The organism is Bradyrhizobium sp. 482_C4_N1_8 (assembly GCF_052075965.1).
GTDB classification, from domain to species: Bacteria; Pseudomonadota; Alphaproteobacteria; order Rhizobiales; family Xanthobacteraceae; genus Bradyrhizobium; species Bradyrhizobium barranii.
In genome coordinates, this window is record NZ_CP197231.1 from 13,998 (window position 1) to 39,201 (window position 25,204).

At 64.2% G+C, this 25,204-nt stretch carries 21 protein-coding genes and 1 pseudogene; 13 read left to right on the top strand and 9 right to left on the bottom strand.

Annotated elements, in window-relative coordinates:
• Positions 1-63: 63 nt before the first annotated feature.
• A complete protein-coding gene (locus tag AB7Z56_RS00050) occupies positions 64-678 on the bottom strand; it encodes a MarC family protein (protein WP_063980104.1) in 615 nt (204 codons plus the stop codon).
• Positions 679-1,200: 522 nt separating this feature from the next.
• Here AB7Z56_RS00050 and AB7Z56_RS00055 point away from each other — a divergent pair.
• From AB7Z56_RS00055 to AB7Z56_RS00085, 7 genes are all read left to right on the top strand, one after another.
• A complete protein-coding gene (locus AB7Z56_RS00055; protein ID WP_187387846.1) occupies positions 1,201-1,695 on the top strand; it encodes a hypothetical protein in 495 nt (164 codons plus the stop codon).
• A gap of 161 nt (positions 1,696-1,856) precedes the next feature.
• The gene (locus AB7Z56_RS00060; protein ID WP_199877118.1) at positions 1,857-2,285 is read left to right on the top strand and encodes a hypothetical protein; all 429 of its coding nucleotides are present in this window, start codon (positions 1,857-1,859) and stop codon (positions 2,283-2,285) included.
• Between the two features lie 627 nt (positions 2,286-2,912).
• Entirely contained in the window at positions 2,913-3,380 is a 468-nt protein-coding gene (locus tag AB7Z56_RS00065) for a hypothetical protein (RefSeq protein ID WP_063980106.1), read from the top strand.
• 354 nt (positions 3,381-3,734) lie between these two features.
• Entirely contained in the window at positions 3,735-5,030 is a 1,296-nt protein-coding gene (murA, locus tag AB7Z56_RS00070) for a UDP-N-acetylglucosamine 1-carboxyvinyltransferase (RefSeq protein ID WP_014491005.1), read from the top strand.
• A 228-nt stretch (positions 5,031-5,258) separates the two neighbouring features.
• Positions 5,259-6,653 (top strand): MATE family efflux transporter, encoded by a 1,395-nt coding sequence (locus AB7Z56_RS00075; RefSeq protein WP_063980107.1) that lies wholly within the window; start codon positions 5,259-5,261, stop codon positions 6,651-6,653.
• A gap of 22 nt (positions 6,654-6,675) precedes the next feature.
• Positions 6,676-7,326, top strand: a complete 651-nt coding sequence (locus tag AB7Z56_RS00080) for a 2-hydroxychromene-2-carboxylate isomerase (RefSeq protein WP_063980108.1) — start codon at positions 6,676-6,678, stop codon at positions 7,324-7,326.
• 143 nt (positions 7,327-7,469) lie between these two features.
• Complete coding sequence (locus AB7Z56_RS00085; protein WP_283017884.1) at positions 7,470-8,783, top strand: SMI1/KNR4 family protein; 1,314 nt, start codon at positions 7,470-7,472, stop codon at positions 8,781-8,783.
• Positions 8,784-8,787: 4 nt separating this feature from the next.
• On the opposite strand, the gene AB7Z56_RS00090 is transcribed toward AB7Z56_RS00085, so the two are convergent.
• On the bottom strand, positions 8,788-9,903 hold the full coding sequence (locus tag AB7Z56_RS00090; RefSeq protein WP_063980110.1) for an FUSC family protein: 1,116 nt from the start codon (positions 9,901-9,903) through the stop codon (positions 8,788-8,790).
• A 124-nt stretch (positions 9,904-10,027) separates the two neighbouring features.
• On the opposite strand from AB7Z56_RS00090, the gene AB7Z56_RS00095 reads away from it, so the two are divergent.
• The gene (locus tag AB7Z56_RS00095) at positions 10,028-11,395 is read left to right on the top strand and encodes an MmgE/PrpD family protein (RefSeq protein WP_441256132.1); all 1,368 of its coding nucleotides are present in this window, start codon (positions 10,028-10,030) and stop codon (positions 11,393-11,395) included.
• 193 nt (positions 11,396-11,588) lie between these two features.
• On the opposite strand, the pseudogene AB7Z56_RS00100 reads toward AB7Z56_RS00095, so the two are convergent.
• From AB7Z56_RS00100 to AB7Z56_RS00110, 3 genes and pseudogenes are all read right to left on the bottom strand, one after another.
• A pseudogene (locus AB7Z56_RS00100) lies at positions 11,589-13,015 on the bottom strand (serine hydrolase domain-containing protein).
• 142 nt (positions 13,016-13,157) lie between these two features.
• Entirely contained in the window at positions 13,158-14,222 is a 1,065-nt protein-coding gene (locus tag AB7Z56_RS00105; RefSeq protein WP_063985955.1) for a helix-turn-helix domain-containing protein, read from the bottom strand.
• 62 nt (positions 14,223-14,284) lie between these two features.
• Entirely contained in the window at positions 14,285-14,857 is a 573-nt protein-coding gene (locus AB7Z56_RS00110) for a GNAT family N-acetyltransferase (protein WP_063980113.1), read from the bottom strand.
• 64 nt (positions 14,858-14,921) lie between these two features.
• Between AB7Z56_RS00110 and AB7Z56_RS00115 the strand changes: the two genes are divergently transcribed.
• The 3 genes from AB7Z56_RS00115 (at position 14,922) to AB7Z56_RS00125 (ending at position 19,401) form a co-directional block, all read left to right on the top strand.
• Entirely contained in the window at positions 14,922-15,839 is a 918-nt protein-coding gene (locus tag AB7Z56_RS00115) for a pirin family protein (protein WP_063985956.1), read from the top strand.
• A 78-nt stretch (positions 15,840-15,917) separates the two neighbouring features.
• Positions 15,918-16,832, top strand: coding sequence for a phosphoribosylaminoimidazolesuccinocarboxamide synthase (locus AB7Z56_RS00120; RefSeq protein ID WP_063985957.1), 915 nt, complete (start codon positions 15,918-15,920; stop codon positions 16,830-16,832).
• 352 nt (positions 16,833-17,184) lie between these two features.
• Positions 17,185-19,401, top strand: coding sequence for a SulP family inorganic anion transporter (locus AB7Z56_RS00125; protein ID WP_063980114.1), 2,217 nt, complete (start codon positions 17,185-17,187; stop codon positions 19,399-19,401).
• 45 nt (positions 19,402-19,446) lie between these two features.
• Here AB7Z56_RS00125 and AB7Z56_RS00130 read toward each other — a convergent pair whose 3' ends face one another.
• Together AB7Z56_RS00130 and AB7Z56_RS00135 are read right to left on the bottom strand one after the other, a co-directional pair.
• Positions 19,447-19,812, bottom strand: coding sequence for a nuclear transport factor 2 family protein (locus tag AB7Z56_RS00130; RefSeq protein ID WP_063980115.1), 366 nt, complete (start codon positions 19,810-19,812; stop codon positions 19,447-19,449).
• A complete protein-coding gene (locus AB7Z56_RS00135; protein ID WP_063980116.1) occupies positions 19,809-20,729 on the bottom strand; it encodes an NAD(P)H-binding protein in 921 nt (306 codons plus the stop codon). Before AB7Z56_RS00135 ends, AB7Z56_RS00130 begins: the two co-directional genes overlap by 4 nt.
• Before the next feature lie 30 nt (positions 20,730-20,759).
• Here AB7Z56_RS00135 and AB7Z56_RS00140 point away from each other — a divergent pair, with 30 nt between their 5' ends.
• The gene (locus tag AB7Z56_RS00140) at positions 20,760-21,659 is read left to right on the top strand and encodes a helix-turn-helix transcriptional regulator (protein WP_187387847.1); all 900 of its coding nucleotides are present in this window, start codon (positions 20,760-20,762) and stop codon (positions 21,657-21,659) included.
• Between the two features lie 12 nt (positions 21,660-21,671).
• Here the strand turns inward: AB7Z56_RS00140 and AB7Z56_RS00145 are convergent, their stop codons facing one another.
• Both AB7Z56_RS00145 and AB7Z56_RS00150 read right to left on the bottom strand, forming a co-directional pair.
• On the bottom strand, positions 21,672-23,165 hold the full coding sequence (locus AB7Z56_RS00145) for an NAD-dependent succinate-semialdehyde dehydrogenase (protein WP_063980118.1): 1,494 nt from the start codon (positions 23,163-23,165) through the stop codon (positions 21,672-21,674).
• A gap of 112 nt (positions 23,166-23,277) precedes the next feature.
• Complete coding sequence (locus AB7Z56_RS00150; protein ID WP_028150598.1) at positions 23,278-23,598, bottom strand: hypothetical protein; 321 nt, start codon at positions 23,596-23,598, stop codon at positions 23,278-23,280.
• 347 nt (positions 23,599-23,945) lie between these two features.
• Between AB7Z56_RS00150 and AB7Z56_RS00155 the strand changes: the two genes are divergently transcribed.
• Entirely contained in the window at positions 23,946-25,139 is a 1,194-nt protein-coding gene (locus AB7Z56_RS00155; protein ID WP_231143725.1) for a serine hydrolase domain-containing protein, read from the top strand.
• The last annotated feature ends 65 nt before the right edge of the window (positions 25,140-25,204 follow it).

Consider the following 25,204-nt stretch of genomic DNA (forward strand, 5'->3'; position numbering starts at 1 on the left):
CGGGAAGGATGCCCTCGAGCGCCACCTCATTGGCCGATTGTTCGCTACGCGATGATTGTGACCCTAAGTCTCAAGAAACGCCTTTAGGCCGACCAGCACGAATTGCATTCCCATGGACGCTACGATGAGCCCCATGAAGCGTGTGACTGTCGCTTGCGTGCCTCGGCCTAGACGAGGCCCAAGCCGAACAGCGAGGGTCAACGCCACAAATGTTACGCCTGCTCCAGCGACAGCGGCGATGATTGCCGTCACCGGCAAACCATCGGGCGTATGAACAGCTGCCAACGTGACCACGGCCGTAATAGTTCCGGGACCGGCTGCAAACATTAAAAGTGGTACAAGTGAGCCCTGAACGTCCGCGTCGCTATTGTCGGGCGGCGCCTGAGCAACCGTATGGCTGCCACGCAGCATATCGAATCCCATATACGCGATGATCATTCCGCCGACGACCCTGAACACGTCAAGCGAAATCCCGAAGATGCTTAAAACCTTGAGTCCGACCAACGCAGAGCCCATCAATATGATCAGAATGTTGAGGGCGACCTTGGCCGCCTCGCGTCGTCGTTCCGGCGCGGTCAGATTCGGCGTCAGGCTCAGAAAGAGCGAACCGCACACTACGGGATTGATAACGGCCAAAATGGTTACAATCGCTTGCAGAATTTGGTGAAGGTCTGTCACGCGATCGACTCACAAATTCTAGGGGCATTTGCTCAATCGCCGGGTGCGTGATTATTCTGACGCGCGTCCTAGCCTCTGGCAGTGCGAAATCGGTAAACGGGCTGAATGTCGGATCGAAAACATCGCTTTGGCATTCGGGTCGAGAACGACGGCTAGCTTGGTGCGATGTCACAGAGTGTCAATAACTTTTCCAACATCTCCGTCGACAGTTATCCGTCATTGATTCGCAAGCCGAGCGATTTGGCGCTCGGCTCATTTGGCGACCTTATTGCAAAGCTGAAAATCGAACGACCCGAAAATCTCGCGAAGGCGGTTTCAGTGGGCTGCAACGCTGCGACGCGCCATCACCCGCTACAGGTCCGCCGTGGTCGTCCTCGAGGAACGACGTGGCACGTGATCACCTACACCAAGCGTCAGTCTCCCTGACAATTTTCGTTAGAGTGTCCCGCGGTTCAGGCATATTGCTCTAACTTGATCAGCGTAGCAGTCTCTCCGTCTGGCTCACAAATGACGGAGCATCCCATGACTAAGATGTCACTGCCGCGAAGCCTCATGCTATTGGGAATCATGCTCTCGCCAGAGCCCTCCGCCGCTATCGAAAAACTCAACTGTCCTTTCAATTTTACCAGCAGCGATCCCTCAAAGCTTGAAAGAATGAAGGCCCTTCTTCCCGACGCTGACGCGATGGGAAGTCTCGGCCGGCTCAACTCGACTATCGATACTCTACGTCGGGACGGTATGGCAAAGAGTCAGATTGTAAGTCATCTTGTCGGCGCTTACTGCCTGATCGTCGCTCAAGAAAGCTCGCAGACTGATGCAGAAAAAGCTGCAAAGGTTCGGCGCTTCGCTGGGCAAATCACGCAGTTGGTCTACAGCTTGGAAAGCGGGCTGGACGTCATTGTCAACGTTCCACTTGCGCCGGATGTCGTCGACGCGCTCAATGCCACCGCACGCAAGCAGGGTCTATCGAGTTCTGCATGGATCGCAATGACTGTAGAAAATGCTCTGCAGCAATAATAAGTTTACCTTACAATATGTCACCCGATTTAGTAGCGGAGCGCGACTGATCTGAGCCACTGCCGGGGCTTTACAAATAAAGCGGCCTGAGCGCTTCATGGCAGGAAGCAAGGTTCATGGGGCGGGATCGACGAAGAAGCAACCAAGCGGATCGAACCAATATGAATCCCATTCCATTTGTGATGCTCTGCCTCTCCCTGATCGTGAATCCGGCATTGGCGCAGCAGCCTTCTCAGCAGCCATCCGCAACGACGGCCGCAAGGCAGTCGTCAGCTGAACCGGCATTTGACAGGCTACTCGGCCGCTGGGTACGTCTCCAGGGAGGTTACGTGATCACCATCCGAGCTGTTGACGCGGACGGCAAACTCGACGCGAGCTACGCAAATCCGAGACCATTGCCTTTTCATGTCGCGGTCGCGAGCAGGGACGGTAACGCGCTCAAATTGCTCTTCGAGTTGCGCGCCGCCGGTTACAACGGCTCGACCTACACGCTCAATTATGACGCGGCCAACGACCGGCTGAACGGCGTCTTTGATCAGGTGGTCGCCAAACAGAGGTTCGATGTCGTATTCGCTCGCGATAAATCATGACGCAATTGCCATTCTGATGAAGCTCGACGTGGTTCGCTTAGATCGAGCGAGCTCATGACGTTTAATCATCGGTCAACACCTGATGGCGTCCGCACCTGCAGGCCTTCAAACTCTCGATAGACCGTTAACTTCTTGGCCAATGACGCCTTCGATGGCCACCTAAGTATACCCTCCCGCGTCCGCCGAGTGCGGGACGTTCCAGTGCGCCGCCTTGCAAAGGCGTCGATACAACCAGAAGCGGCGCCCGACGCGGTAGAGTCAGAGTTAGGCGTTGGAGCGCGTTCCTAGAGTCAGGCTGTTGAGTTATTTGAGTCAGAGAATTATTTTACGGCACGTCGAGTGACCCTTGATTCTATTGCGAAATTTCGGGCGACTGTGTCAAAGTTATTTGTGTGGAGACACATTCACGAAGGGGCGTCATGCCCGGGATTGTCCCAGGGCACGTTCTTCGTGCATCGGGGCAAAGGCGTGGATGGCCGGGACAGGCGAGCGGAAGCGACGCCGTCCTTTGGACGGCTATGCTCGGCCATGACGCTGTGGAAACACCGCCGATGAACCCGACCAGCGGCCATCACGACGAAATGGCGTGAACCCATCGGCCCGTTCTGGCCGGGAAACGTCGCGGCCATGACCAGTTCCGCAACTGCCAGCCCTGTCCTCCCCTCTCGCCGTCTCGGCGTGATCGGTAGCATCGTCGGTGTGCTGGCGCTGATCGCGGCCGTGTTGCCGCATTGGGTCATACCCGCGATCTACCCGCCGCCGCCGGCCGACAAAGTGATTGTCGACACCGGCCACCGCCTGAAGGATCGCATGATCGCGCGGGTCAAGGGCGTCGAGTATCAGGCGCCGCCACGCGAGAAGTCGACGGGAAGCCAGCTGAGGGAGGCATCCTCGATCGGCGCGATCTCGCTCGGCCTGCTCGCCATCCTGTTCTCCGTGCTCGCGCTCGTGTTTCGCGAGGAGAGGCTTCTGGCGGGCGTCGCGGCCGCGCTCGGCAGCGGCGCCATCGCCATCGAGATATCGTTCCTCGCCATGGGCGTCCTGATGCTGATCGTCGTCCTTTATGTGGTGGCGAACAACATCGGCCTGTTCTAGGGCCGCTTGCCGCAAGCTCCGATCCTCATCCTTGTAACTTCAAGGTCGCCGGGCGGGATAGAATGGCTCGCGCGGTGGCGGACGGGAGACCGGCTCATCCTGGGGCATTGAAGCCCGCTCCTCAGCACGGGACAGAGGAGCCCGCGAAGCGGGCGTCTCGAAGGATGGTCGCAAGCGAGATGTCCGGGCCTTCATGGTTCGAGACGCGCGTTCCGCGCTCCTCACCATGAGGGGCTAGCAGCCTCTTCGGGGCTAACAGGCTGGCTCTAACCGCAGCGAGCACAATTGCTCCCGCGCTCAATTCTCTGTAGTTTCCGCCCGAAACACCCCACCCAACAGGACAGCGAGAACCCCGTGGCGCCCATCCAGTACATTGTCGAGGGCGGTCACCGGCTCTCGGGCTCGATCGAGCCGTCCGGCAACAAGAATTCGGCGCTGCCGATCATCGCCGCCGCCCTGCTCACCGAGCATCCGGTGACGCTGGAGAACGTGCCGCGGATCCGCGACACCGAGACGCTGGTCGAGCTGATCCGCTCGGTCGGCGCGGCGGCGGAATGGACCGCCCGCAATACGCTGCACATCCACGCCAAGAGCATCCGCGCCGCCGACCTCGACCCCGAGCTCTGCGTCCGTATCCGCGCCTCGATCCTGCTCGCAGGCCCCCTGCTCGCCCGCTGCGGCGAAGTGATGCTGCCGCCGCCCGGCGGCGACGTCATCGGCCGCCGCCGCCTGGACACCCATGTGCTCGCGCTCGAACAACTGGGCGCCAAGGTCACCGCCACCGACCGGCTCGAATTCCGCGCGGCAAAGCTTGCCGGTGCTGACGTGTTTCTGGACGAGCCGAGCGTCACCGCAACCGAAAACGCGCTGGTCGCGGCGGTCGCCGCCGACGGCGTCACCCATTTGCGCAACGCGGCCTCCGAGCCGCATGTGCAGGACCTCGCCAATTTCCTGGTCGCGCTCGGCGCGCGAATCGAGGGCATCGGCACCAACACCATGATCGTGCATGGACCGGCGACGCTGGGCGCCACGACCTACCGGATCCAGCCCGACCATATCGAAGTCGGCTCGCTGATCGGGCTTGCGGCCGTCACGCGCTCCCCGCTTCGCATCGTGCGCGCCGGCGTCGAGCATCTGCGCTCGATCCGCATGGGGTTCGAGCGGCTCGGCATCGTCTGCCGCATCGAGGGTGATGATCTCATCGTGCCCTCGAACCAGACGCTGAAGATCCAGGACGATTTCGGCGGCCACGTGCCGAAGCTGGAAGATCAGCCCTGGCCGGCCTTCCCGGCCGATCTGATGTCGATCGCGATCGTCACTGCCACGCAATGCGACGGCGTGATCCTGATGTTCGAGAAGATGTTCGAATCGCGGATGTTCTTCGTCGACAAGCTGATCGCCATGGGCGCGCGAATTGTTCTCTGTGATCCGCATCGCGCCATCATCGCCGGCCCCAGCCGCCTGCGTGGCGCATCGATGATCTCGCCCGACATCCGCGCCGGCATGGCGATGCTGCTCGCCGCGGTCTGCGCCGAGGGCACCTCCACGATCAACAACGCCGACCAGATCGAGCGCGGCTACGAGCGCATCGACGAACGCCTGAACGCGCTCGGCGCCAAGATCAGGCGCGTGCCTGAAAGGAAGGGCTGAGAAGTTCTCTCCGCGCCACAGTATCGTAGGGTGGGCAAAGCGTAGCGTGCCCACCGCTTCTGTTGCCGCGTTGGACTGATGGTGGGCACGGCGCAAGCGCGCCTTTGCCCACCCTACGGTTCCTGAGAGCCGCGCCCTTGGCTCCCGGGTCCCGGCTCGCGCTTCGCGCGTCCGGGACACGAGAGCTGGGCCATGTTTTCGACGTGCGGCTGTGCTATTGCAACCGCCATGCTCGACACCGTCCAGCCTCGTCCGCAGCCGCAAGCCGGCGTGCCGCAAAACCATCTCGCCGAAGAGTTCGTCGAGACGCTGCGGCTGGCCGTGCCGATGATGCTGACGCAGCTCGGGCAGATCGCGATGATCACGACCGATCTCGCGCTGATCGGGCGGCTCGGCGAGGATGCGGTCGCGGCCGCCGCGCTGGCGCACACCGTCTATTTCGTCAGTTTCACCTTCGGGCTCGGATTGATGGCCGCGGTGTCGCCGCTGGCCGCGCAGGCGTTCGGCGCCGGCGACGTCAAGCGCATCCGCCGCTCCCTGCGCGCCGGCCTGTGGATCGCACTCCTGATCTCGCTGCCGATGATGGCCTCGCCGCTCTATGGCGAGCGCATCCTGCTGGCGCTCGGACAGGCGCCGCAATCGGCCGCGCTCGCGCAGCGCTATCTGAACGGGCTGGCCTGGGGCATCGCGCCGGCGCTCGGCTTCATCGCGTTGCGCAGCATGATGAGCGCGGTGAACCGGCCGCAGCCGCCGCTGTGGATCACCGTTGCAGCGATCCCCGCCAACGCGGCGCTGGTCTATTGCCTGATCCACGGCCTGTTCGGCCTGCCGGAGCTCGGCCTGTTCGGCGCGGGGCTCGCGACCACGCTCGTCAATCTCGGCACCTTCCTCGCCGTGCTCGCCATCGCCGCATGGCGAAAGCCATTCGCGGACTACCGCCCGCTCGCCCATCTGTGGCGGATCGACTGGCCCCTGATGCGCCAGCTCATCGCGGTCGGTGCGCCGATCTCGTTTTCCCTGCTGCTGGAATATGGTCTGTTCTCGTCCGCCGCGCTGCTGATGGGATTGATCTCGACCACGGCGCTTGCCGCGCACCAGATCGCGCTCCAGGTCACCGCCGTGCTGTTCATGGTCCCGCTTGGCATCGGCATGGCGGCGACGGTCCGCGTCGGCCATGCTTTCGGCCGCGACGACCCGGCCGCGGTGAGGCGAGCGGGCCTCGTCGCGGCGGTGCTTGGCGTAGCGCTGGTCTCGGCCCTGACCGTTGCCATCATCCTCGGCCGCTACGCGCTCGGACGGCTGTTCTTCGGGAGCAGCGAGGCCAGCGCGGCCACCGTCGAGCTGACGGCGACCCTGCTGCTGGTCGGAGCGACCTTCTTCATCGCCGACGGCCTCCAGACCATCATGGCCGGCGCGCTGCGCGGCATCAACGATACCAGGATGACGTTGCTGTTCGCGGCGATCGGCTATTGGTGCGTCGCCTTTCCCATCGCCTGGGTGCTGGCCTTCAATGCCGGGCTCGGCGCGGTCGGCGTCTGGATCGGGTTCTCGACCGGCACGTTCGTCTATGCTGGCCTCCTGATCTTGCGCTTCCGCATGCTGACGCGCAGACTGGCGGGATGATCGGGATCATGGAGCCGGTGCAATGACCCTGTCCGTCGATCTCTTCTACTCCTACCGCAGTCCCTTCAGCTATCTGGCGCTGCCGAAGACGCTCAAGCTCGTCGAAGAGTACGATCTCGCGGTGAATTTGCGGCCGGTCTATCCGCTCGCCGTCCGCGTGCCCGGCTTCTTCAAGAAGGCCAGTCCGAACTTCATTCGCTATGTGGTGCTCGACAGCACGCGCGTGGCGCAGCACGAGGGCATCCCGTTCCGCTTTCCGAGGCCCGATCCGATCGTGCAGGACAAGACGACGTTCGATGTTGCGGCCGAGCAGCCCTACATCCACCGCCTGACCCGGCTGGGTGCGATGGCGCAGCTCGAAGGCCGCTCGCTCGCATTCACCGATGCGATCGCGCGCGTGCTGTGGGACGGCTCGGTGGCGGGCTGGAACGAAGGCGATCACCTCGCGCGCGCCACTGAAGCGGCCGGCTTCGATCTCGCCGCGATGGATGAAGCGATCAGTGCCGACCCCGATCGCTACGAGCGGGTGATCGCCGAGAACGAAAAGGACCATGCCGCCTCCGGCCATTGGGGCGTGCCGACCTTCGTGTTCGAGAACGAGCCGTTCTTCGGCCAGGACCGCATCGACCTGCTGCTCTGGCGCATGGTGGCTAAGGGCCTGAAAAAGCGCTGACCGTTGTTTGGGACGCGTTTTCTTCACGCGAACCGCTATCCGCTTCGCTCGAAAACGCTCTTGCCGGCCGGCATGAACCGGTTTCCCTGAAGCTGCGACTGAGACGTGGCGCCCCGATCCCGGCGGCGCGTTCGGAGGGTCGCATGTATCTGGCAAAGTTCTTCCACCGCGCACCCGGCGATGACGATCGCGAGCTGATGCTGGTCCCGGGCAGCGATCCCATGGTGATCGGCATTCATATGAACTGGAAGGGCGAGCCCGACGCGAACGAATTCCTGCGCGAGGAATTTCCTGATATCGCCGGCGCCGCAGCGGCTTTCCGCCGCCATGTCGCCAAGCTGGTCGCAGCCGGCTATGTCGAGACGGATCATACCAACTACACGCTGCGCGACCTCGGTCCCAATCCGCGAGCCAAGCCGGACTGGCAGAAGGGGCTCGATGAGCTGATGATCCTGGCGCTCAGCGCGCCGATGGCCGAGCAGGCCGCGCAGCTCGACGCGCTCAAGGGCACTCCGGCCGAACATGAGCCGTTGTATCTCTGGCTCGCCGCTCATCACGGCAAGGCCGCAGGCGAAGATTTTACGCAGACCCTGCGCTTTGCCGAACAGGCGCGTGACGCGCTCCGCGCACGGCGGGCTGCGGGACAGTCGCATTACGCCTGGTCCATGTACGAAGGCGACCTTGAAGGTCGCATCCTCGAATTGCTCAGCGACGTCTATCTTCTCGCGGAAAATCCGGTCGCGGCGCTCGCGACGATCGAGCATCTCTGCAAGATCGCTCCGAACCATGATCGCATTCTCCAGCGTGCCGAGATTCTTTGCGGCTTCTTTCCGGAGCGACGGGAGGAAGCCTTTGACGATGCCTATCAATGGTCACGGTTCGGCGGCTACGATGTCATCACGCTGTTTCCCGGCTACGCCGAATATGAAGCCCGGCGCAAGGCAGGCACGACCGCAAAGGGCTGGCGCTGGAAGCCCGGCACGCCGGCCAGCGAAGCGGATGTCAGCGCGGCAGAGCAGGCCATCGATGTCAAACTGCCCGACGATTATCGCAATTTCCTGCTGAGCCGCGGCGAGACCGAGCTGCTGGTACGGCTGCCTGAATCGTCCTCCGAGCTACGCTTCTACGCACCGGACGAGCTGGCCACGCAGCTGCGCAACGTCCTCGACTTCATTGCTCATTCCGAGGACGAGCTCGAAGAGGCCTGCGCCTATTTCCGCAAGGAGTATGGCGTGTCGCTGAAACACCTGGTGCCCATCGCCGAGCCATCACAGCTCAGTCGCTGCCTGCTGCTCCATGTCGAGCCGGGCGAGCGACATGGCCAGTGCTTTCAGTGGGACCATGACGGCGCATGGGAGTTGGAGCAGAAGCAGCCCGGCTTCGATGTCGCGCTGAAGGCGCTGACCGACGGCATCGAGCAGCGCGACGCGGCAGCGCTCGCTTTCTTCGACCTCTAAAGAATCACTCCGCCACGCGCGCGGACTTGTCGGTCGAAGCCTCTGACCATTCGCCGACGACGCGATCGAGATCGCAGAGATTCTGGTGCATCTGCTCCAGCGAGAAGCCGATGGCAAAGAAGCGCTCGGCGGTGTCGCCGGGCTGGCCGCGGATCAGGCCGTCATGACGGACGGCGGCGACGGCCTCGGCATAATGCTGGAGCGCGACGTGGACCGGATGGATCGCCGGCGCGCCGGCGCCCTCGCGCAGCGCCGCGGCGGCGGAGCGAAGGAATCGCGCGATCACGGTCGAGACTTCCGTCAGCGGGGCTGCAAGCCGCATCTGCACCTCGGCCGGCAGCGGCACCACCGTGGCACGGCCGATCATCACGACGTCATGGCGCAGCCGCAGCACGGTGCGCAGCAGCGGGCCGGTGTCGGGGCCGCTCGACAGTCGCACGGAGCGTTCACGCTCGGCTTCGGCGCCGATCGCGTTCATGCCCACCATTGCCGTGCCGATGCCGTCCTGGATCCGGTGCAGCGCGTCGTTGTCGCGGCCGCGCGTGAGCCCCGCGAGCAGTTCGGTGAAGGCATCCGCGATCAGTTCGAGCAGCGTGGCCGCGCTGGCGCGGATCTGCCGCACGGCGCGGGACGGCAGCACTAGGAATGAGACCAGCAGGCCAGTGATGGCGCCCACCCCGACCTCGCTGACGCGGTCGATCGCCGACGCCAGGGGATCTGAATGATGCATGGTCGGAACCAGCAGCACGATGATCGCGGTCACCGTGGCGGCGTTGAGGCTTGGGTTGATCGCGGCCACGAAGGCGAGCGGCGCGACCGCCAGCACCAGCAGCCCCAACAGGCCCGCCTCGGTGGAATAAGGGATCAGGATCGCGATGGCGCCGCCATAGATGGCGCCGCCGATCGTGCCGAGCACGTAGTCGCGCGTCGCCTTCAGCGAGCGGCCGACGCTCATCTGGGTCACGATCAGCGAGGTCAGCACGGCCCAGAGCGGCAATAGCAGATGCAGCGCGGTGGCGATCGCATAGGCCGCCACTGCGGCCACCGTGACCCGGATCGCCAGCCCCAACTGCGTGCGCCGTGATCGGATCCGGTCGAACATTTGTCTTGCGAATGCCATCGTCGAATGTCCCGGTCCGATCCTCTTGGAGCCTGCCAAAAGCATGGCTGATGCCCGCGGCCCCAAGGCCGCTTGAAAGGCCAAATCAGCCCGCCTAACTTGCGCGCCAAAACGAGGAAACACGATGGCTCACGAAACCGCAACGCTCGCCGCTTATGTCGTCAATCTGAAATACCAGGATATTCCGGCGGAAGTGCTGAATCGCGCCAAGGTGCTGACGCTGGACTTCCTCGGCAGCGCCATCCGGGCCCGCAGCGAGGCGGAATCCACCCCCTCGATCCTGAAGATGCTGGAAGCGCTCGCGCTCGACACCAAGGGCGAGTCCACCGTGTTCGGCGACAGCAAGACCTGGACGCCGGCGGTCGCGGCACTGCTCAACGGCGCGCTCGGCCATTCCCTCGATTTCGACGATACGCACGCGGATTCCTCGCTGCATCCGAGCGCGCCGGTGGTTCCGGCCGCCTTCGCCGTCGGCGAGATGGTCGGCGCGTCGGGCCGCGACGTGCTGACCGCGATCGTCGCGGGCTATGAGGTCTGCTGCCGGCTCGGCAACGCGCTCGACCCGACCTCGCATTACGCGCGCGGCTTCCACCCGACCGCGACCGCCGGCACCTATGGCGCGGCGGCCGCCGCGGGCAAACTGTTCGGCCTGTCCGAGCAACAGATCATCGCCGCCTTCGGCGTCTCCGGCAGCCAGGCCGCGGGCTCGCTGCAATTCCTGGTCAACGGCGCCTGGAACAAGCGCTACCAGGTCGGCGCCGCCGCGATGAATGGCGTGATCGCCGCGACGCTGGCGCGCAACGATTTCGTCGGCGCGAGCGAATCGGTCGAGGGCAAGCACGGCCTGCTCGCCGGCTACACCGACAACGCGCATCCGGACAAGGCGGTCGCCGGGCTCGGCAAGACCTATGAGACGATGAAGATCGGCGTGAAGCCGTATCCGAGCTGCCGCTACACCCATGCGGCGATCGACGCGCTGATCGCGATGCGGCGCGAGCACAATCTGACGCCCGACCAGGTCAAGCGCGTCGAGATCGGCCTGCATCGGAACGGCATCACCTTGACCGGCGATGTCGCGACCAAGCGGCATCCCACCTCGATCGTCGGCGGCCAGTTCTCGATGTTCTTCACCGGTGCGCTCGCGCTCGACCAGGGCTCGTTCGGCTGGGACGATTACAACCGCCTTGGTGACGCCGCCATCGACGCGCTCGCCGAAAAGTTCGACGTGGTGCAGGACGATCGGCTCGAGGTCGGCCGCACCCACCCGTTCGGCGCGCGCGTCAGCATCACGACAGACGATGGCGTGCATGAGCGGCTCTATGCCGATCCCTCGGGCGAGCCGAATTCGTTCCCCGACGCGCAGGCGATGCAGCAGAAGTTTCTGACGCTGGCGCGCCCGGTGCTGAACGCGCGCGCGGAGAAGTTTGCGGACGCGATCATGACACTGGAGCGGTTCGACCGCGTGGCGAAAGCCACGGAGCTGGGGAGGTAGGAGCTGCTTACCCTCCCCTGGAGGGGGAGGGTCGGCTCATATAGAGCGCAGCGAAATATGAGACGGGGTGGGGTGACGGTCCCTCCGCATTCAACAGTGCCCGTGCGGAGGGTTCACCCCACCCCGCTCGCGCTGCGCGCGATCGACCCTCCCCCTCCAGGGGAGGGTAAGAGACAGCGCTCTGCTGCTGTCATCAATCCACCCCCGCCATTTTCCCCTTCTCGCGCGTCACCGCCACCACATCCCGCACCAGATCGAACACGCCATCCGCTTCCGGCGGCCAGTTGGACGAGCGGCCCAGCCGCACGATCACCAGACGCTCCGAGGGAATGATGATCGTGTACTGCCCGATCGTGCCCTTGGCGAAAAACGCATCGCGCGGCCAGCCGTGCTCCACGCGGAAATTCGCGCCAAAGCTGTCGCCCCGGTTGGTCCAGAAGCCGGCGCCGATGCCGACCAAGGCATTCGGCGTGGCTGACGCCGCGTAATTCACCCAGCCCTCGGGGAGGATACGCTTGCCGCCGGCGACGCCGTCATTGAGATAGAGCTGACCGAAGCGCGCCCAGTCGCGCGCGGAGGCCAGCATCTCGCTCGATCCCTCGATCGTGCCGGCGCCGTCGAGCTGGAGCGTGACGTGGCGCATGCCGAGCGGCGCGAACAATTCACGGCGCGCGAAGCGCAGCGCGTCCGCGGGGCTGCCGCCGGAAGCATTGCGGATCAGATGCGCGAGCATGATGGTGTTGCCGTCGTGATAATTCCACACCGCGCCCGGCGCGGTGGCAAGCGGCATGCTCGCGGCATAGGCGGCCATGTCGTCCTCGATGAATTTCATGCGATTGACCGGCTCGAAGGCGGAGCCGAGCGAAGCCTGCAGCGAGCTGCCGAGCGCGAGGCCCGCGGTGTGCCGCAGCAGCTGGTCGACGGTGATGGCGTGGCGCGGATCATCCGGATTTGTCCACGCCGCGACCGGCGCGGGCCCGTCGAGCTTCAGCTTGCCCTGGCGCACGAGAATGCCTGTTAGCGCCGAGATCACCGACTTCGTCATGGAGAAGCCGAGCAGCGGCGTCTCGGGCCCGACACCATCCGCATAACGCTCGGCGATGACGCGGCCTGACTTCATGACGACGATGGCGCGGGTGCGGCGGGCGGGCGGTTGCGCGGGTTCGGTGAAGGCGCGATCGAGTGCGGCCGACAGCTCCGGGCTTTGTGGCGGCACGATCGAGGGTCCCGCGATCTCGGGGAGCAATGCGGGCTGCTTGTCGTCGGCCGGCGGCGCGACGTCGGCGATATCAGCGCCGTGCTCGAGCGTACAGCCCAGCCCCTCGCGATAGACGGCATGGCTACGGCCGAGGCCGAACAGCGTCACGGTGACGTCCTTGCGCAGCCGGTCGATCCGGTAGTCCATCGCCCAGGTGATCAGGCCCGAGCCCGGCATCGCGTCGGTGGTCTCGGTGAAGGTGCGCTGCGGATCGAGGCCGGAGATAAATGTCTCGGCGCAGAGGATGTCGGCGAGGAAGCCGGTGGCGACCTGCGGCGCGTTCGCGCGCGAGCGGCGCCGAATGCGAGGCCAATACAGGCGACGGCGGTGGTCAGGAGGATGATCTTGCGGCGGCGGGTCACGGGCTTTCTCCGGCTGGGGCGTGTGCCGGGAGGAAGCCGGAGTGGGCGGAGGAGTGCTCGCCGGATTTGGAAAATAGACTGGCTGAAACTGAACCGGGCTGGTCGATTCTGGAATTTCGGCGTGATTGGAAAGGGTTAGAACTTACGCCGCACTCACCTTGAGCCGCCGGTATTCCGTCGGCGTCACGCCCGTCACCGCCTTGAAGGCGCGGTTGAAGGGACCGAGCGATTGGAAGCCGGCGTCCATCGCGATGGTGATGACGGGGACCTCGGCCTGGGCGGGATCGGCGAGCGCCGCCTTGGCTTCCTCGATCCGGTGGTTGTTCAGGAACACATTGAAATTGCGGTAGCCGAGCCGCTGGTTGATCAGCCGGCGCAGCCTGTATTCGGGAATTTTCAGCCGGCCCGCCAGCACGCCGATGGTGATGTTCTCCTGGCGATAGACCCGCTCATCCGCCATCAGGCGCATCAGGGCGTCGATCAGCTTCTGGTCGGCGGCTTCATCGGTGGCTGTGGGATGGCTCAGAATGACCGCTGGCGTGACGCCCGCGTTCGCCGGAAACAGGTCCGCACCATCGACGCGCATCATCGCGTAGGCGATGGCCGCAACGACGCAGGCCAGCACGCCGGCATTGATGGTGTTGGCGACATCGCCGACGTCACTGCCGGCAACGGCAATCTGGAGCAGCGCGTTCAGTCCGCCATAGAGCGCGGCGGCGCAGACGATGAAGACGCGGGCACGCCGCCGGCGCTCGACCAGATCCGCCGGCCACGACGCGATCGTCTGCCCTACCGCGAGCGCGATGAAGCCGAGCACGATCAGGTTCACCACGGTGACGGAGAACCGCACATGGCCGCCCGGCGCGATCCAGACGCACCCGGCGAAGCTGAAGGCCGTCACCAGTCCCCAGACCAGCCCATGCCACCAGCGCAGGCGAAAATCGTCGTCGAACAGCGCGCGCGTGAACAGCCAGAACACCACGATATTGCCGGTCGACAGTGCGATCAGCGGCGCATGCCAGGCCGGCACTAGCGACGTCACGCCGACCGAATAGCTCACCGCGTGCGCGGCCGAGCCGAGCGCGAAGGCGGCGCCGAGGCGAGCCGCCAGCACGTTGCGGAAGTCCGAGAACAACGATGCCGCCAACACCAACAGCAGCGCCACGGCGCCGGCGCGAAAGGCAAGTTCGAGATTGGCAAGCAGCATCCGGTCGACCCGATCGCGCACGCACGCGCGTGACGCGAACCTAGTTCAAATCAAAGACCGATTCAATTTCGCCGGGTCCACGCGGCGCGCGACGTGATCCAGGCGTCGGCCGGCTTGCCGAACAGATCGATTTCGCGCTCCTTCCGGGCGCCCAGGCTGCGCGCCACGCCCTGCGACGGCGTATTCGTGCTCTCGATACAGTGCATGATCTCGTCGATCTCAAAGCTGTCAAACACCCAGTCGATCGATGCGCTGGCCGCTTCCACCGCATAACCTTTGCCGCGGAAATCCCTGGCGATGCCCCAACCGACCTCGAAGCCGGGCCAGCCCGGCGGGCACCACGGACCAACCCGCCCGATGTAGCTGCCGCTCGATTTCTCCTCGACCGCAAACATGCCGAAGCCGTGGAGCGCCCAGTGTCCGGAGATCACGGCCGCGTTACGCCAGCCGGCAATCTCGGTCGTGACCGGCTTGCCGTCGGCGGCGATGAAGCGGGCGGTGCCGGGGTCGGACAACATCGCGGCATTCGGCGCAATGTCGCTGGCGCGCCATGGCCGCAGGATCAAATGTTCCGTCTCGATTCGGGGGCCTGTGACCTCGAGCAGCCTGGCGCCTGGCTTGAGCGGTGGGATCATCGGTCTTCTCCCGTTCCCGACATTGTTCTGTTACGATCATACCAGCAAGAAACAGGAGACCACCATGAGCTGGCAACCCTCGAACGATCCCGTGCTCGGCGATCCCATGTCCTGCGACGCACTCGATCTCGTCATCGTGCCACGCACCCGCGACCTCGGCGACGGATTCGTGGTGCGGCGCGCGCTGCCGCATGGCAAGCGGCAGATGGTCGGGCCGTTCATCTTCTTCGATCATTTCGGCCCGGTGCAGTTCGTCTCCGGCAAGGGCATGGACGTGCGGCCGCATCCGCATATCGGGCTTGCCACCGTCACCTATCTGTTCGACGGCTCGATCATGCATCGCGACAGCGAGGGCAACGTCCAGGAGATCGCGCCCGGCGCAATGAATCTGATGACCGCCGGCCGCGGCATCGCCCATTCCGAGCGCACCCCGGACGCACAGCGCGCCTCGGGGCAGCAGATGCTGGGCCTGCAAAGCTGGATCGCGCTACCGGCCGGATCCGAAGAGATCGCGCCGTCGTTCCAGCATTACGGCGCGGGCGATCTGCCGATGATTTCCGAGCGCGATTTCACCGCGCGGGTGATCGCGGGCTCCGCGTTCGGCATCACCTCGCCGGTTACGATGGTGTCGCCCTGGTTCTACACCGAGGTCACGGCGGTCGCGGGCGCCAGCGTGCCGCTCGACCCCGACCACGAGGAGCGCGCCATCTACGTCGTCGACGGCGAGGTCGAGATCGCGAACGAGCGGTACGAGGGGCCGCGGCTCCTGATCTTCCGGCCCGGCGACCGCATCACCGTGAAGGCGCTGAAGGCAACGCGCATGATGTTTCTCGGTGGCGATGCATTGGAAGGCCCGCGCCACATCTGGTGGAATTTCGTCTCCTCCAGCAAGGAGCGGATCGAGCAGGCCAAGGAGGACTGGAAAACCGGCCGCTTCGCCGGGGTTCCGCAGGAACATGAGTTCATTCCGCTGCCGGAATAGGCTATCCCGATTTAGGCCGTACCATCCAGTGCGGCCTGAATCCCCTGTCCGAAGGACTTGTCTGCGAAGGCCCTGCCGATGACCGCCATGCTCTCCAGTGACCTGCCCCTACCCAAGATCGGACGCGGCAAGGTGCGCGATATCTACGCCGTCGACGACGACCGCCTGCTGCTCGTCACCACCGACCGCATCAGCGCCTTCGACGTCGTGATGGGCGAGACCATCCCGATGAAGGGCGCGGTGCTGACCCAGATCAGCGCATTCTGGTTCAACGAGCTCGAAGGCGTGGTGCCGCATCACATGATCAGCGCCGACGCCGACGAGATCATTGCCGCCGTGCCGGCCTTGAAGCCGCATCGCGCCGAGATCCTCGGCCGCGCCATGCTGTCGCGCCGCACCACCGTCTTCCCGATCGAATGCGTGATCCGCGGCTATCTCTCGGGATCGGCCTGGAAGGAATATGCCGCCAGCGGCACGCTGGCCGGCGAGAAGCTGAAGGAGGGCCTCGTCGAGAGCGAGAAGCTGGAGCCTTCGATCTTCAGCCCGGCGACCAAGGCCGAGACTGGCCATGACGAGAACATCACCATCGCCAAGATGCGAGAAGTCGTCGGCGACGAGGTCGCCTACACGCTCGAGAGCATGACGCGCGCGGTGTATACGCTCGGCGAGGAGCTCGCCCGCGAGCAGGGCATCATCATCGCCGACACCAAGTTCGAGTTCGGCCGCGACAAGGACGGCCGCATCATCCTGATCGACGAAGTCATGACGCCAGACAGCTCACGCTTCTGGGCGGTCGATGCCTACAAGCCCGGCCAGCCGCAGGCGAGCTTCGACAAGCAGCCTTTGCGCGACTATCTCGACGTCGAGCGCCACGCCGGCCGTTGGAACGGCGACGCGCCGCCGCCCCCGCTGCCCGCCAGCGTCGTGGATGCAACCAGCAAGCGCTATCTCGAAGCTTACAGGCGCGTGACGGGGAAAGAGCTGAAGATCTAAGCCCGGCTGTTTCGTCTCGCTCCGTCATTGCGAGCGAAGCGAAGCAATCCAGAGCTGCTGCTCCTCACCCTGAGGAGCGCGCCCTTTGCGCGCGTCTCGAAGGGCGAGGCCACCAGCGGGGCCTTCATCCTTCGAGACGCGCGTTCCGCGCTCCTCAGGATGAGGAACACACAGACTGGATTGCTTCGCTGCGCTCGCAATGACGTGGATGGCCCGCCGCGTGTGATTGGCCGTTCACACGCCAAACCGCCGCAAAACTGTCGGATGTTTCACAGTTACAAGAATCCAGTTGCGCTAAGCCCGTACTCGTCTACGTCTCGGGACGGGACTTTTCAGGGGCGAGCGCAACGGCGTGACCGATCCAGCAATTATTTTCAGCCCGGCTTCGCGATTCAATCCGGCCCTCAAGCGTGCGTTGAATGATATATTGGGCGGAACGGCGGCCAGCGTCCTGACCGTCACCTTCGGGCTGTCCTATTCGCTGCTGATCTTCGCCGGGCCGCTCTCGCCTTACCTGTCCTACGGAATCACGGCGACGTTCGTCAGTTCCGCGGTGCTTGCGGTCGTCATCGGGCTCGGCAGCTCCCTGCCCTTCGCAATTGGTGCCCCCGACAGCTCGACCGCGGCGGTGACAGGAATTCTGGCGGCCTCGGTGGTCGAACGCCTCGAGACGGCGAACCTGTCGACGCCGCTGCTCTCGCCGGTTCTGATCACGCTCGGCCTGTCGACGGTGCTGACGGGATTGGTGCTGTGCGGATTGGGCCTGACGCGGCTTGGCCGCGCCATCCGCTACGTGCCCTATCCCGTCGTCGGCGGCTTCCTCGGCGCCACCGGGCTTCTCATCGCCCTGGGCGCGGTGCGGGTGATCACCAACCACCCGCTCCAGTTCACGACGCTGACGCACTTCGCCAACGGCACCACATTGCTGGAGCTGGGCGCCGCCTGCGCGATGGCGCTGGTGCTGTACCTGACCTGGCATCGCTCGCGCAGCCCGTTCGGACTGCCGATCATCCTGGTCGGTGGCGTGCTCACGGCGCATCTGGCGTTCTGGATCACCGGCGTTTCATTCGATCACGCTCGCGCCCTGGGCTGGACGTTTCAGCCGCCGCCGCAGGCGGTCTTCATGCTGCCCTGGCACACCGACGATCTCGCCCGCTATCCCTGGTTTGCCGTGCCGGACCTGCTCGGCAACGTGGTTGCCGTCATCTTCGTCACGGCCTCCAGCACGCTGTTCAACACCACCGGCATCGAGGTTGCCGTGCATCGCGAGGCCAATCTGGAGCGCGAGCTGAACGTCACCGGCGCCGCCAATATCCTGACCGGCATGCTGGGTGGCTATGCCGGCTGCAGCTCGATCAGCCGCACGATCCTCAATTTCTCCAGCGGCGGCCGCGGACGCTTGTCCGGCCTTACGGTCGCGGCGTTGTCCCTTTTGATGCTTGCCGTCGCGCCCGATCTGCTCGGCTTCATCCCGAAATTCGTCATCGGTGGCCTTCTGCTCTATCTCGGCGCCGACCAGCTCCACAAATGGATCATCGAGTCGCGCAAGCGGCTCTCGAAGCTCGAATATCTCTCGCTGATCGCCATCATCGCGATCATCGTCGCCTGGGGCTTCGTGCCGGGCATCCTGATCGGCGTGATCATCGGCTGCGCGACGTTTGCGTTCAGCGCCGCACGGGTGGAGTCGATCAAGTACAGTTTCGACGGCTCGGAATATCGTTCCTCGCTCGACCGCTCGCGCGACGACCAGGACGTGCTGCTGGCCCATGGCGGCAACATCCAGGGCCTCAACCTGCAGAGCTATCTGTTCTTCGGCTCCGCCAACCGGCTCTACCAGCACGTCAAACAGCTGCTCCAGGAGCGCCCGGAGTGCCGTTATCTGCTGTTCGACTTCAAGCTCGTCACCGGCGTCGACTCCTCGGCCGCCTACAGCTTCGCCCAGATCAAGCGCAGCGCGCATGACCTCGGCGTCGAGCTGATCCTGGTGCATCTGTCGGCGGCGGCCGAGAAGGTGCTGCGCTCCAGCGACTTCGTCGGTGAGGGCGTCACCATCATCGGCGAGCTCGATCATGCGCTGGAATGGTGCGAGAACGAGATCATCTCGCAGCATCAGGGGCGGGAGCAGGAAGAAGCCAGCCTGCGCGACTGGTTCACGGGGATACTCGACAGCGAGGCCGACGCCGACGCGCTGATCCACCGCTGCCAGCGCCTCGAGGTCGAGGCCGGCGACATCATCGTGCAGGCCGGCGACCCCGCCGATTCCATGCATTTCATCCTCGACGGCCGCGTCGGCATCATGGTCCCCGCCGACGACGACCGCACCACGCGCGTGCGCAGCCTGGGGCGCTACACCACGATCGGCGAGATGGGACTGGTGTCGAACACGCCGCGCAGCGCGACGATCCAGGCCGAGGTCGCCAGCGTGCTCTACGTGCTCAACACGCTCCAGTTCGACGCGATCAGGGACGAGGACCCCACGCTCAGCCACAAGCTGCTGACCTATTTCGTGTCGGTCATGGCCGAGCGGCTGACGTTCGCGAACCGGACGATTGCGGTGTTGCGGCGGTGACGGACCTGTAGCCCGGATCGAGCGGAGCGCAATCCGGGCTACACGCTATTGGTCCCGCGGATTTACAAATCCATGAAGCTGCCGAATGCGGTCACCGTCCAACACCGCCATGTCGACGCCTGTGGCGGCAGGTGTTGCGGCTCCGGGCGCAGCCAGCGTCCAGCCGAACAGGATCTGATCGTGATGCGCATTCACGTGACCGGCGAGCGTGAAGCGGAGATCCGGAAGTCTCGCCTGCAAGGCTTGCACCAGGCGCTCGATCGCATCCTTTCCAGCCACCGAGTCATTCGGATCGATATAGACGCACGCGTCGCTGAAGACTCTGTCGATCAGCAACCGGCGCTTCCCGGCATCTCTCTCGTTCCAGACCGCGATGTAGTTCTGGACGAGATTGGTCACCTGTTCACTCATTTTGCTTCCTTCCCTGTCGCAACCATGTCTGCTACTTGCGAAAGTGTGTCGCGAACCATGGTGTCCAGACTGCTCGCGGTGACGCCCAGCAGTTTCTCTGTATCGCCGGCATCGAGCAAAAGCGGCTTTTCGAACAAATAGGCCATCTCGATCCCTTCGCTGAAGCCGATGCCTTCCAGCTCAGCCGGGGCGAGTCGCGACAGGCCAGGAGCGTCGATCTTCAGCGCGGCTGCGAATCTCCGTACCAGTTCGCGCACCGACGCCGACTGCGACGGCACGTGAAAGGCGCGGCCCCATTCTCCAGTGAAGCGCGACGCTGCAACCAGCGTCGTCGCCGTGTCCTTGGTGAAAGACCAGGCATGCGCGGCATCCGGATCGCCGAGGAAGGCAACCGGCTCGTTCCTAAGCAGCGACGGCAACGCCAGCAGGGAAAAATAGGCGACTGCGCCCTCGCCGAGATAATCGCTCGCCCGCACTTCAAGGGCGGGAACGCTCGATCGCAACGCACGCTGCCACATGATGTGCCGGGTCGTGCCCTTTCGGGTGGTCGGGTCCGGCTCCAGGTCCGGCGTGAGAGGGCTCGCAGATCCCGCGCCATAGCCATAGACATTCCCGACCACGAGCAGCCTGGCACCAACCTGCTCGGCCGCCTTGACCGTTCCGTCCATGATCGGAAAGAAGTCGGTCGGCCAACGATGATAGGCCGCCATCGCGCACATGAAGATCGCATCCGCGCCCTTGCTGAGTACCGCCAGCTGTGCGGCATCGGTGGCATCTGACGAAACCGTACGCACATCGCCGGCATTGAGCGATCCGGCATTCCTGCTGGTCAGGATGACACTGTGTCCTTCTTCCGCCAGAAGGCGCGCGGTTTCGCGCCCGACCGGGCCGGCTCCCACAATCACGTAGTGACTCACTTGGCATCCTCATTTGTCGGGAAACGACAGATGAGTTCTTTGACGCCCGCGCCGTTGAAAATCGCGCACGATCCGCCAAATATCGAACACGTTCCGCCAAGATCTGGAGCCTGGCCCATGCGTGCGAGACCGAGTTCGGCGTCAACATCGGCCGGCGCCACCGCTGCGGCCAGGCGAACCGAGCCTGACGCCGTTGCGCTGGAGCCGATCGGCGATCACCGCATCATCATCCACCTCAGCCGGGCGACGCGCTCATTCTGTCTCGAGACCGGGGAGCAGTTTCTACGTCAGGCCGGCGATATCGATGTGGTTCCGTCCGGCGCCATCGGCGGCTTCGTGGCTGAGACGCCCTACCAGTCGCTTCAGATCCGGCTCGCACCAGGCATGCTGGACCATGCAGCATCAAGGAGTCGACAATTGGCAGCCGCCCGGCTCACGCATCATCATATGCTGCGGAATGACCGCATCGTTCTGCTTGGACAGGCTCTCGAAAGCGACGTGAAAGCGGGCTCGCCGAGCGGCCCGTTGTTTGCCGAAAACGTGGGAATGGCCCTGGCGGTCGAATTGATCAACCTGGCGAATGATCCGCCGGGAGAGGCCATCCGCCTCTCGAACGCGCAGCTCCAGAGAGTCCTCGCCTATATCGATGCAAATCTCGACCAGCCGCTCACAATCGACATTCTCAGCCGCGAGGCCGGCGTCAGCAGCTCACATCTGCGTACATGGTTCAAGGCGGCCATGGATGTCACGATTCATCGCTACATCCTGAGAAGGAGAGTGGAGCACGCGCGCCAGCTCCTCCTTCAAGGCGATCGCAAGCTAAGCGATGTTGCCCTCGAAGCGGGCTTTGCCCATCAGTCTCATCTGGCCAAATGGATGCGACGCGAGCTCGGACGCAGTCCGAGCGAACTGCGTCGAAGCAAGGACTGATCGGCGACGGTCTTAAACCCCCGCCATCATCACGTATTTGATCTCGACATATTCTTCCATGCCGTGACGCGAGCCTTCGCGGCCCAGGCCGCTTTCCTTGACGCCGCCGAAGGGCGCGACTTCGGTCGTGATCAGGCCGGTGTTGACGCCGACCATGCCGGATTCCAGCGCTTCGGCGACGCGCCAGACGCGGCCGAGATCGCGGGAGTAGAAGTACGAAGCCAAGCCAAACGGCGAGGCGTTGCACATCGCGATCACATCGGCTTCGTCCTTGAAGCGGATCACCGGCGCGAGCGGGCCAAACGTTTCTTCCTGCGCCACCAGCGAGTCCGACTTGACGTCGGCAAGCACCGTCGGCTCGAAGAAGGAGCGGCCGAGCTCGCTGCGCTTGCCGCCGGTGACGACCTTGGCGCCGCGCTTGACGGCGTCCGCGATGTGGCGCTCGACCTTGTCGACCGCTTTCAAATTGATCAGCGGGCCCTGCGTGACGCCGCTCTCGGTGCCATCGCCGATCTTCATCGCCGCGACCTTCTTCGAGAGCTTCTGCACGAACTCGTCGTAGATCTTGTCCTGGGCGTAGATGCGGTTGGCGCAGACGCAGGTCTGACCCATATTGCGGTATTTCGAGACGATCGCGCCTTCGACCGCGGCATCGATATCGGCATCGTCGAACACCACGAACGGCGCATTGCCGCCGAGCTCGAGGCCGAGCCGCTTCACGCCGACGGCGGCCTGCTGGTAGAGGATCTTGCCGACCGCGGTCGAGCCGGTGAAGCCGACGAAGCGCACCGCCGGGTGCTCGCACAGCACCTTGCCGATCGGCGGCGCGTCACCGGTGATGATGTTGAGCACGCCCTTGGGCACGCCGGCCTTCTCGGCGAGCACGGCCAGCGCCAGCGCCGAGAGCGGCGTCTCGTTGGCGGGCTTCAGCACCACGGTGCAGCCGGCCGCCAGCGCCGGCGAAACCTTGCGGGTAATCATCGAGTTCGGGAAATTCCACGGCGTGATCGCGCCGCAGACGCCGATCGGCTGCTTGATCGCGAGCAGGCGCGCATCGGGCCGCTGCGTCGGGATGGTCTCGCCATAGACGCGACGGGCTTCCTCGGCGAAGAATTCGATATAGGCGGCACCGATATCGACCTCGCCGAGCGCCTCGGAGAGCGGCTTGCCCTGCTCGGAGGTGAGGATCAGCGCGAGATCCTCGCGGTTGGCGATGATCAGCTCGAACCATTTACGCAGGATGTTGGAGCGCTGCTTGGCGGTGTGCTTGGCCCAGGCCGGAAAGGCGCGCTCGGCGGCTTCGACCGCCTTGGTCGTATCGTCCGCACCAAGCTGCGGAACCTTCGCGAGCTCGATGCCGGTCGCAGGATTGTTCACCGCGAAGACCGGCGAGCCGACCCAGGCGCCGTCGATGTAGCAGGCCTCCTTCAGCAACGACGGATCCTTCAACCGGTCGCGCAGATTGGACGTGGCTTGCGGGGCGCGTGCGGCGGCAGTCGGGGTCATGGCATTGTTCCTCGGGGCGCGATCGGATCGGCCCCGAATATAGGGACAGACGGCGCGCAATGCACCGTCCCGCAACGCACATCTGCTGGGAGTTAAAGTGGCAACGGCGCGGTTATGCCGCGCCACTCATATACGTCTCGCGCCGACCGATCATGCGCTCGGCGGCCGCCTTGGCGTCGGCCTTCGAGGACGTCGCGCACGTACGGTATTCGAGATCGGGAACGTCCGAGGTGTCACGGCGCCCGAACCAGGATTTCGAGCCCACCGGCAGCAGCGCCAGCGCCTGCGCCAGATTATCGACAGCGCCGAACGAATAGAGCGCGCCGGTGCCGGCGATCCGGACCTCGTAAATGCCGGGCGAAATCGGCGCCTCGAGATTGTCGCCCCGTCCGGGACGGGGATAGCGCTTCCATTCGCTCCAAGTCGAAATCATCTGAGGTCCCCCTCGCGGTCATGAACGACCGCCAATATTTGCATCAAGTCTTAACGTTGGCCGTCGATTGGCCGCGTGCGGAAACGCCGCAACGCACAAAATGTTTCAAGTGCTTCAAACACGTGAAACATATCGCCAGAGCCTATCCACGGTCACGGTGAGTTGCGGCCATCCACCGCAGATTGTGACGGAGTGTTGCAGTTCAGCCCTCTCTCGTCCTGCGCACGCCACGCACCGTCAAGTCACGACATCGCGACCGGCGCGGGCATCTGGACGCGCTTGCCGCGCGGACCGTGCAGGAGGACAATCATTCGCTTCCAACAATAATCAAACCGGAGGAAACGCGTATGCAAAGCAAAGCCCAGATCGACGAGATCCTGCGCCAGAAGAGCGACGCCAAGGAGATTCCCGGCGTCGTCGCGATCGCCGCCAGCGGCAACGACGTGATCTATCAAAGCGCGTTCGGCAAGCGCGACCTGTCCAAGCCCGATGCGATGACTGACGACAGCGTGTTCTGGATCGCCTCGATGACCAAGGCGGTGACTTCAGCAGGCGCGATGCAGCTGGTCGAGCAGGGCAAGCTGTCGCTGGATGCGCCGATCGGTTCGGTGCTGCCCGACCTCGCCAAGCCGCAGGTGCTCGAAGGTTTTGATGCCAAGGGCGAACCGAAACTGCGGCCGGCGAAGGGCGCGATCACGCTGCGCCAGCTCATGACCCACACCGCTGGTTTTGCTTACAATGTGTGGAACGGCGATCTCGCGGTCTATCTGGAGAAGACCGGAACCCCGAACATCTTCTCCTGCCAGGACGTCGCGCTGAAGACGCCGATCATGTCTGATCCCGGTACGCGCTGGGAATACGGCATCAACATCGACTTCGTCGGCAAGGCAGTGGAAGCCGTGAGCGGCAAGCGGCTCGATGCCTATCTGCGCGACAATCTCTTCACTCCGCTCGGTATGAGCGACACCGGCTTCAAGATCACCGACAACATGCGCCAGCGGCTGGTCGCCACCCATGCTCGCGGCGAGGATGGATCGCTGGCGCCGATCCCGTTCGAGATCGAGCAGAATCCGGAATTTTGCATGGGCGGCGGCGGCCTTTACGGCACTGCCGGCGACTACATCAAGTTCACCCAGATGATCCTCAACAAGGGCCGCGGCAACGGCAACCAGGTGCTGAAGCCCGAGACGGTCGCGCTGATGGGCCAGAACCACATCGGCGATCTCACCATTGGCAAGATGACGACGGTTGCGCCCATGTACACCAACGATGTCGATCTCTTCCCCGACATCGTGAAGAAGTGGGGGCTGTCCTTCCTGATCAATACTGCCAAGACGCCGGAGGGCCGCAGCGCCGGCAGCCTCGCCTGGGCCGGTCTCGCCAACACCTATTTCTGGATCGACCCGGCGCGCGATGTTTCCGGCGTGATCCTGATGCAGGTGTTGCCGTTCGTCGACGCCAAGTGCATCGAGGCCTTCACGGGATTCGAGCGTGGCGTGTATGCCGGGCTCGATGCGGGCAGCGGGAAGAAGGCGGCCTAAGGGAGAGCCGAGCTCTCCCCACACGTCATGGCCGGGCTTGTCCCGGCCATCCACGCCTGACCTTG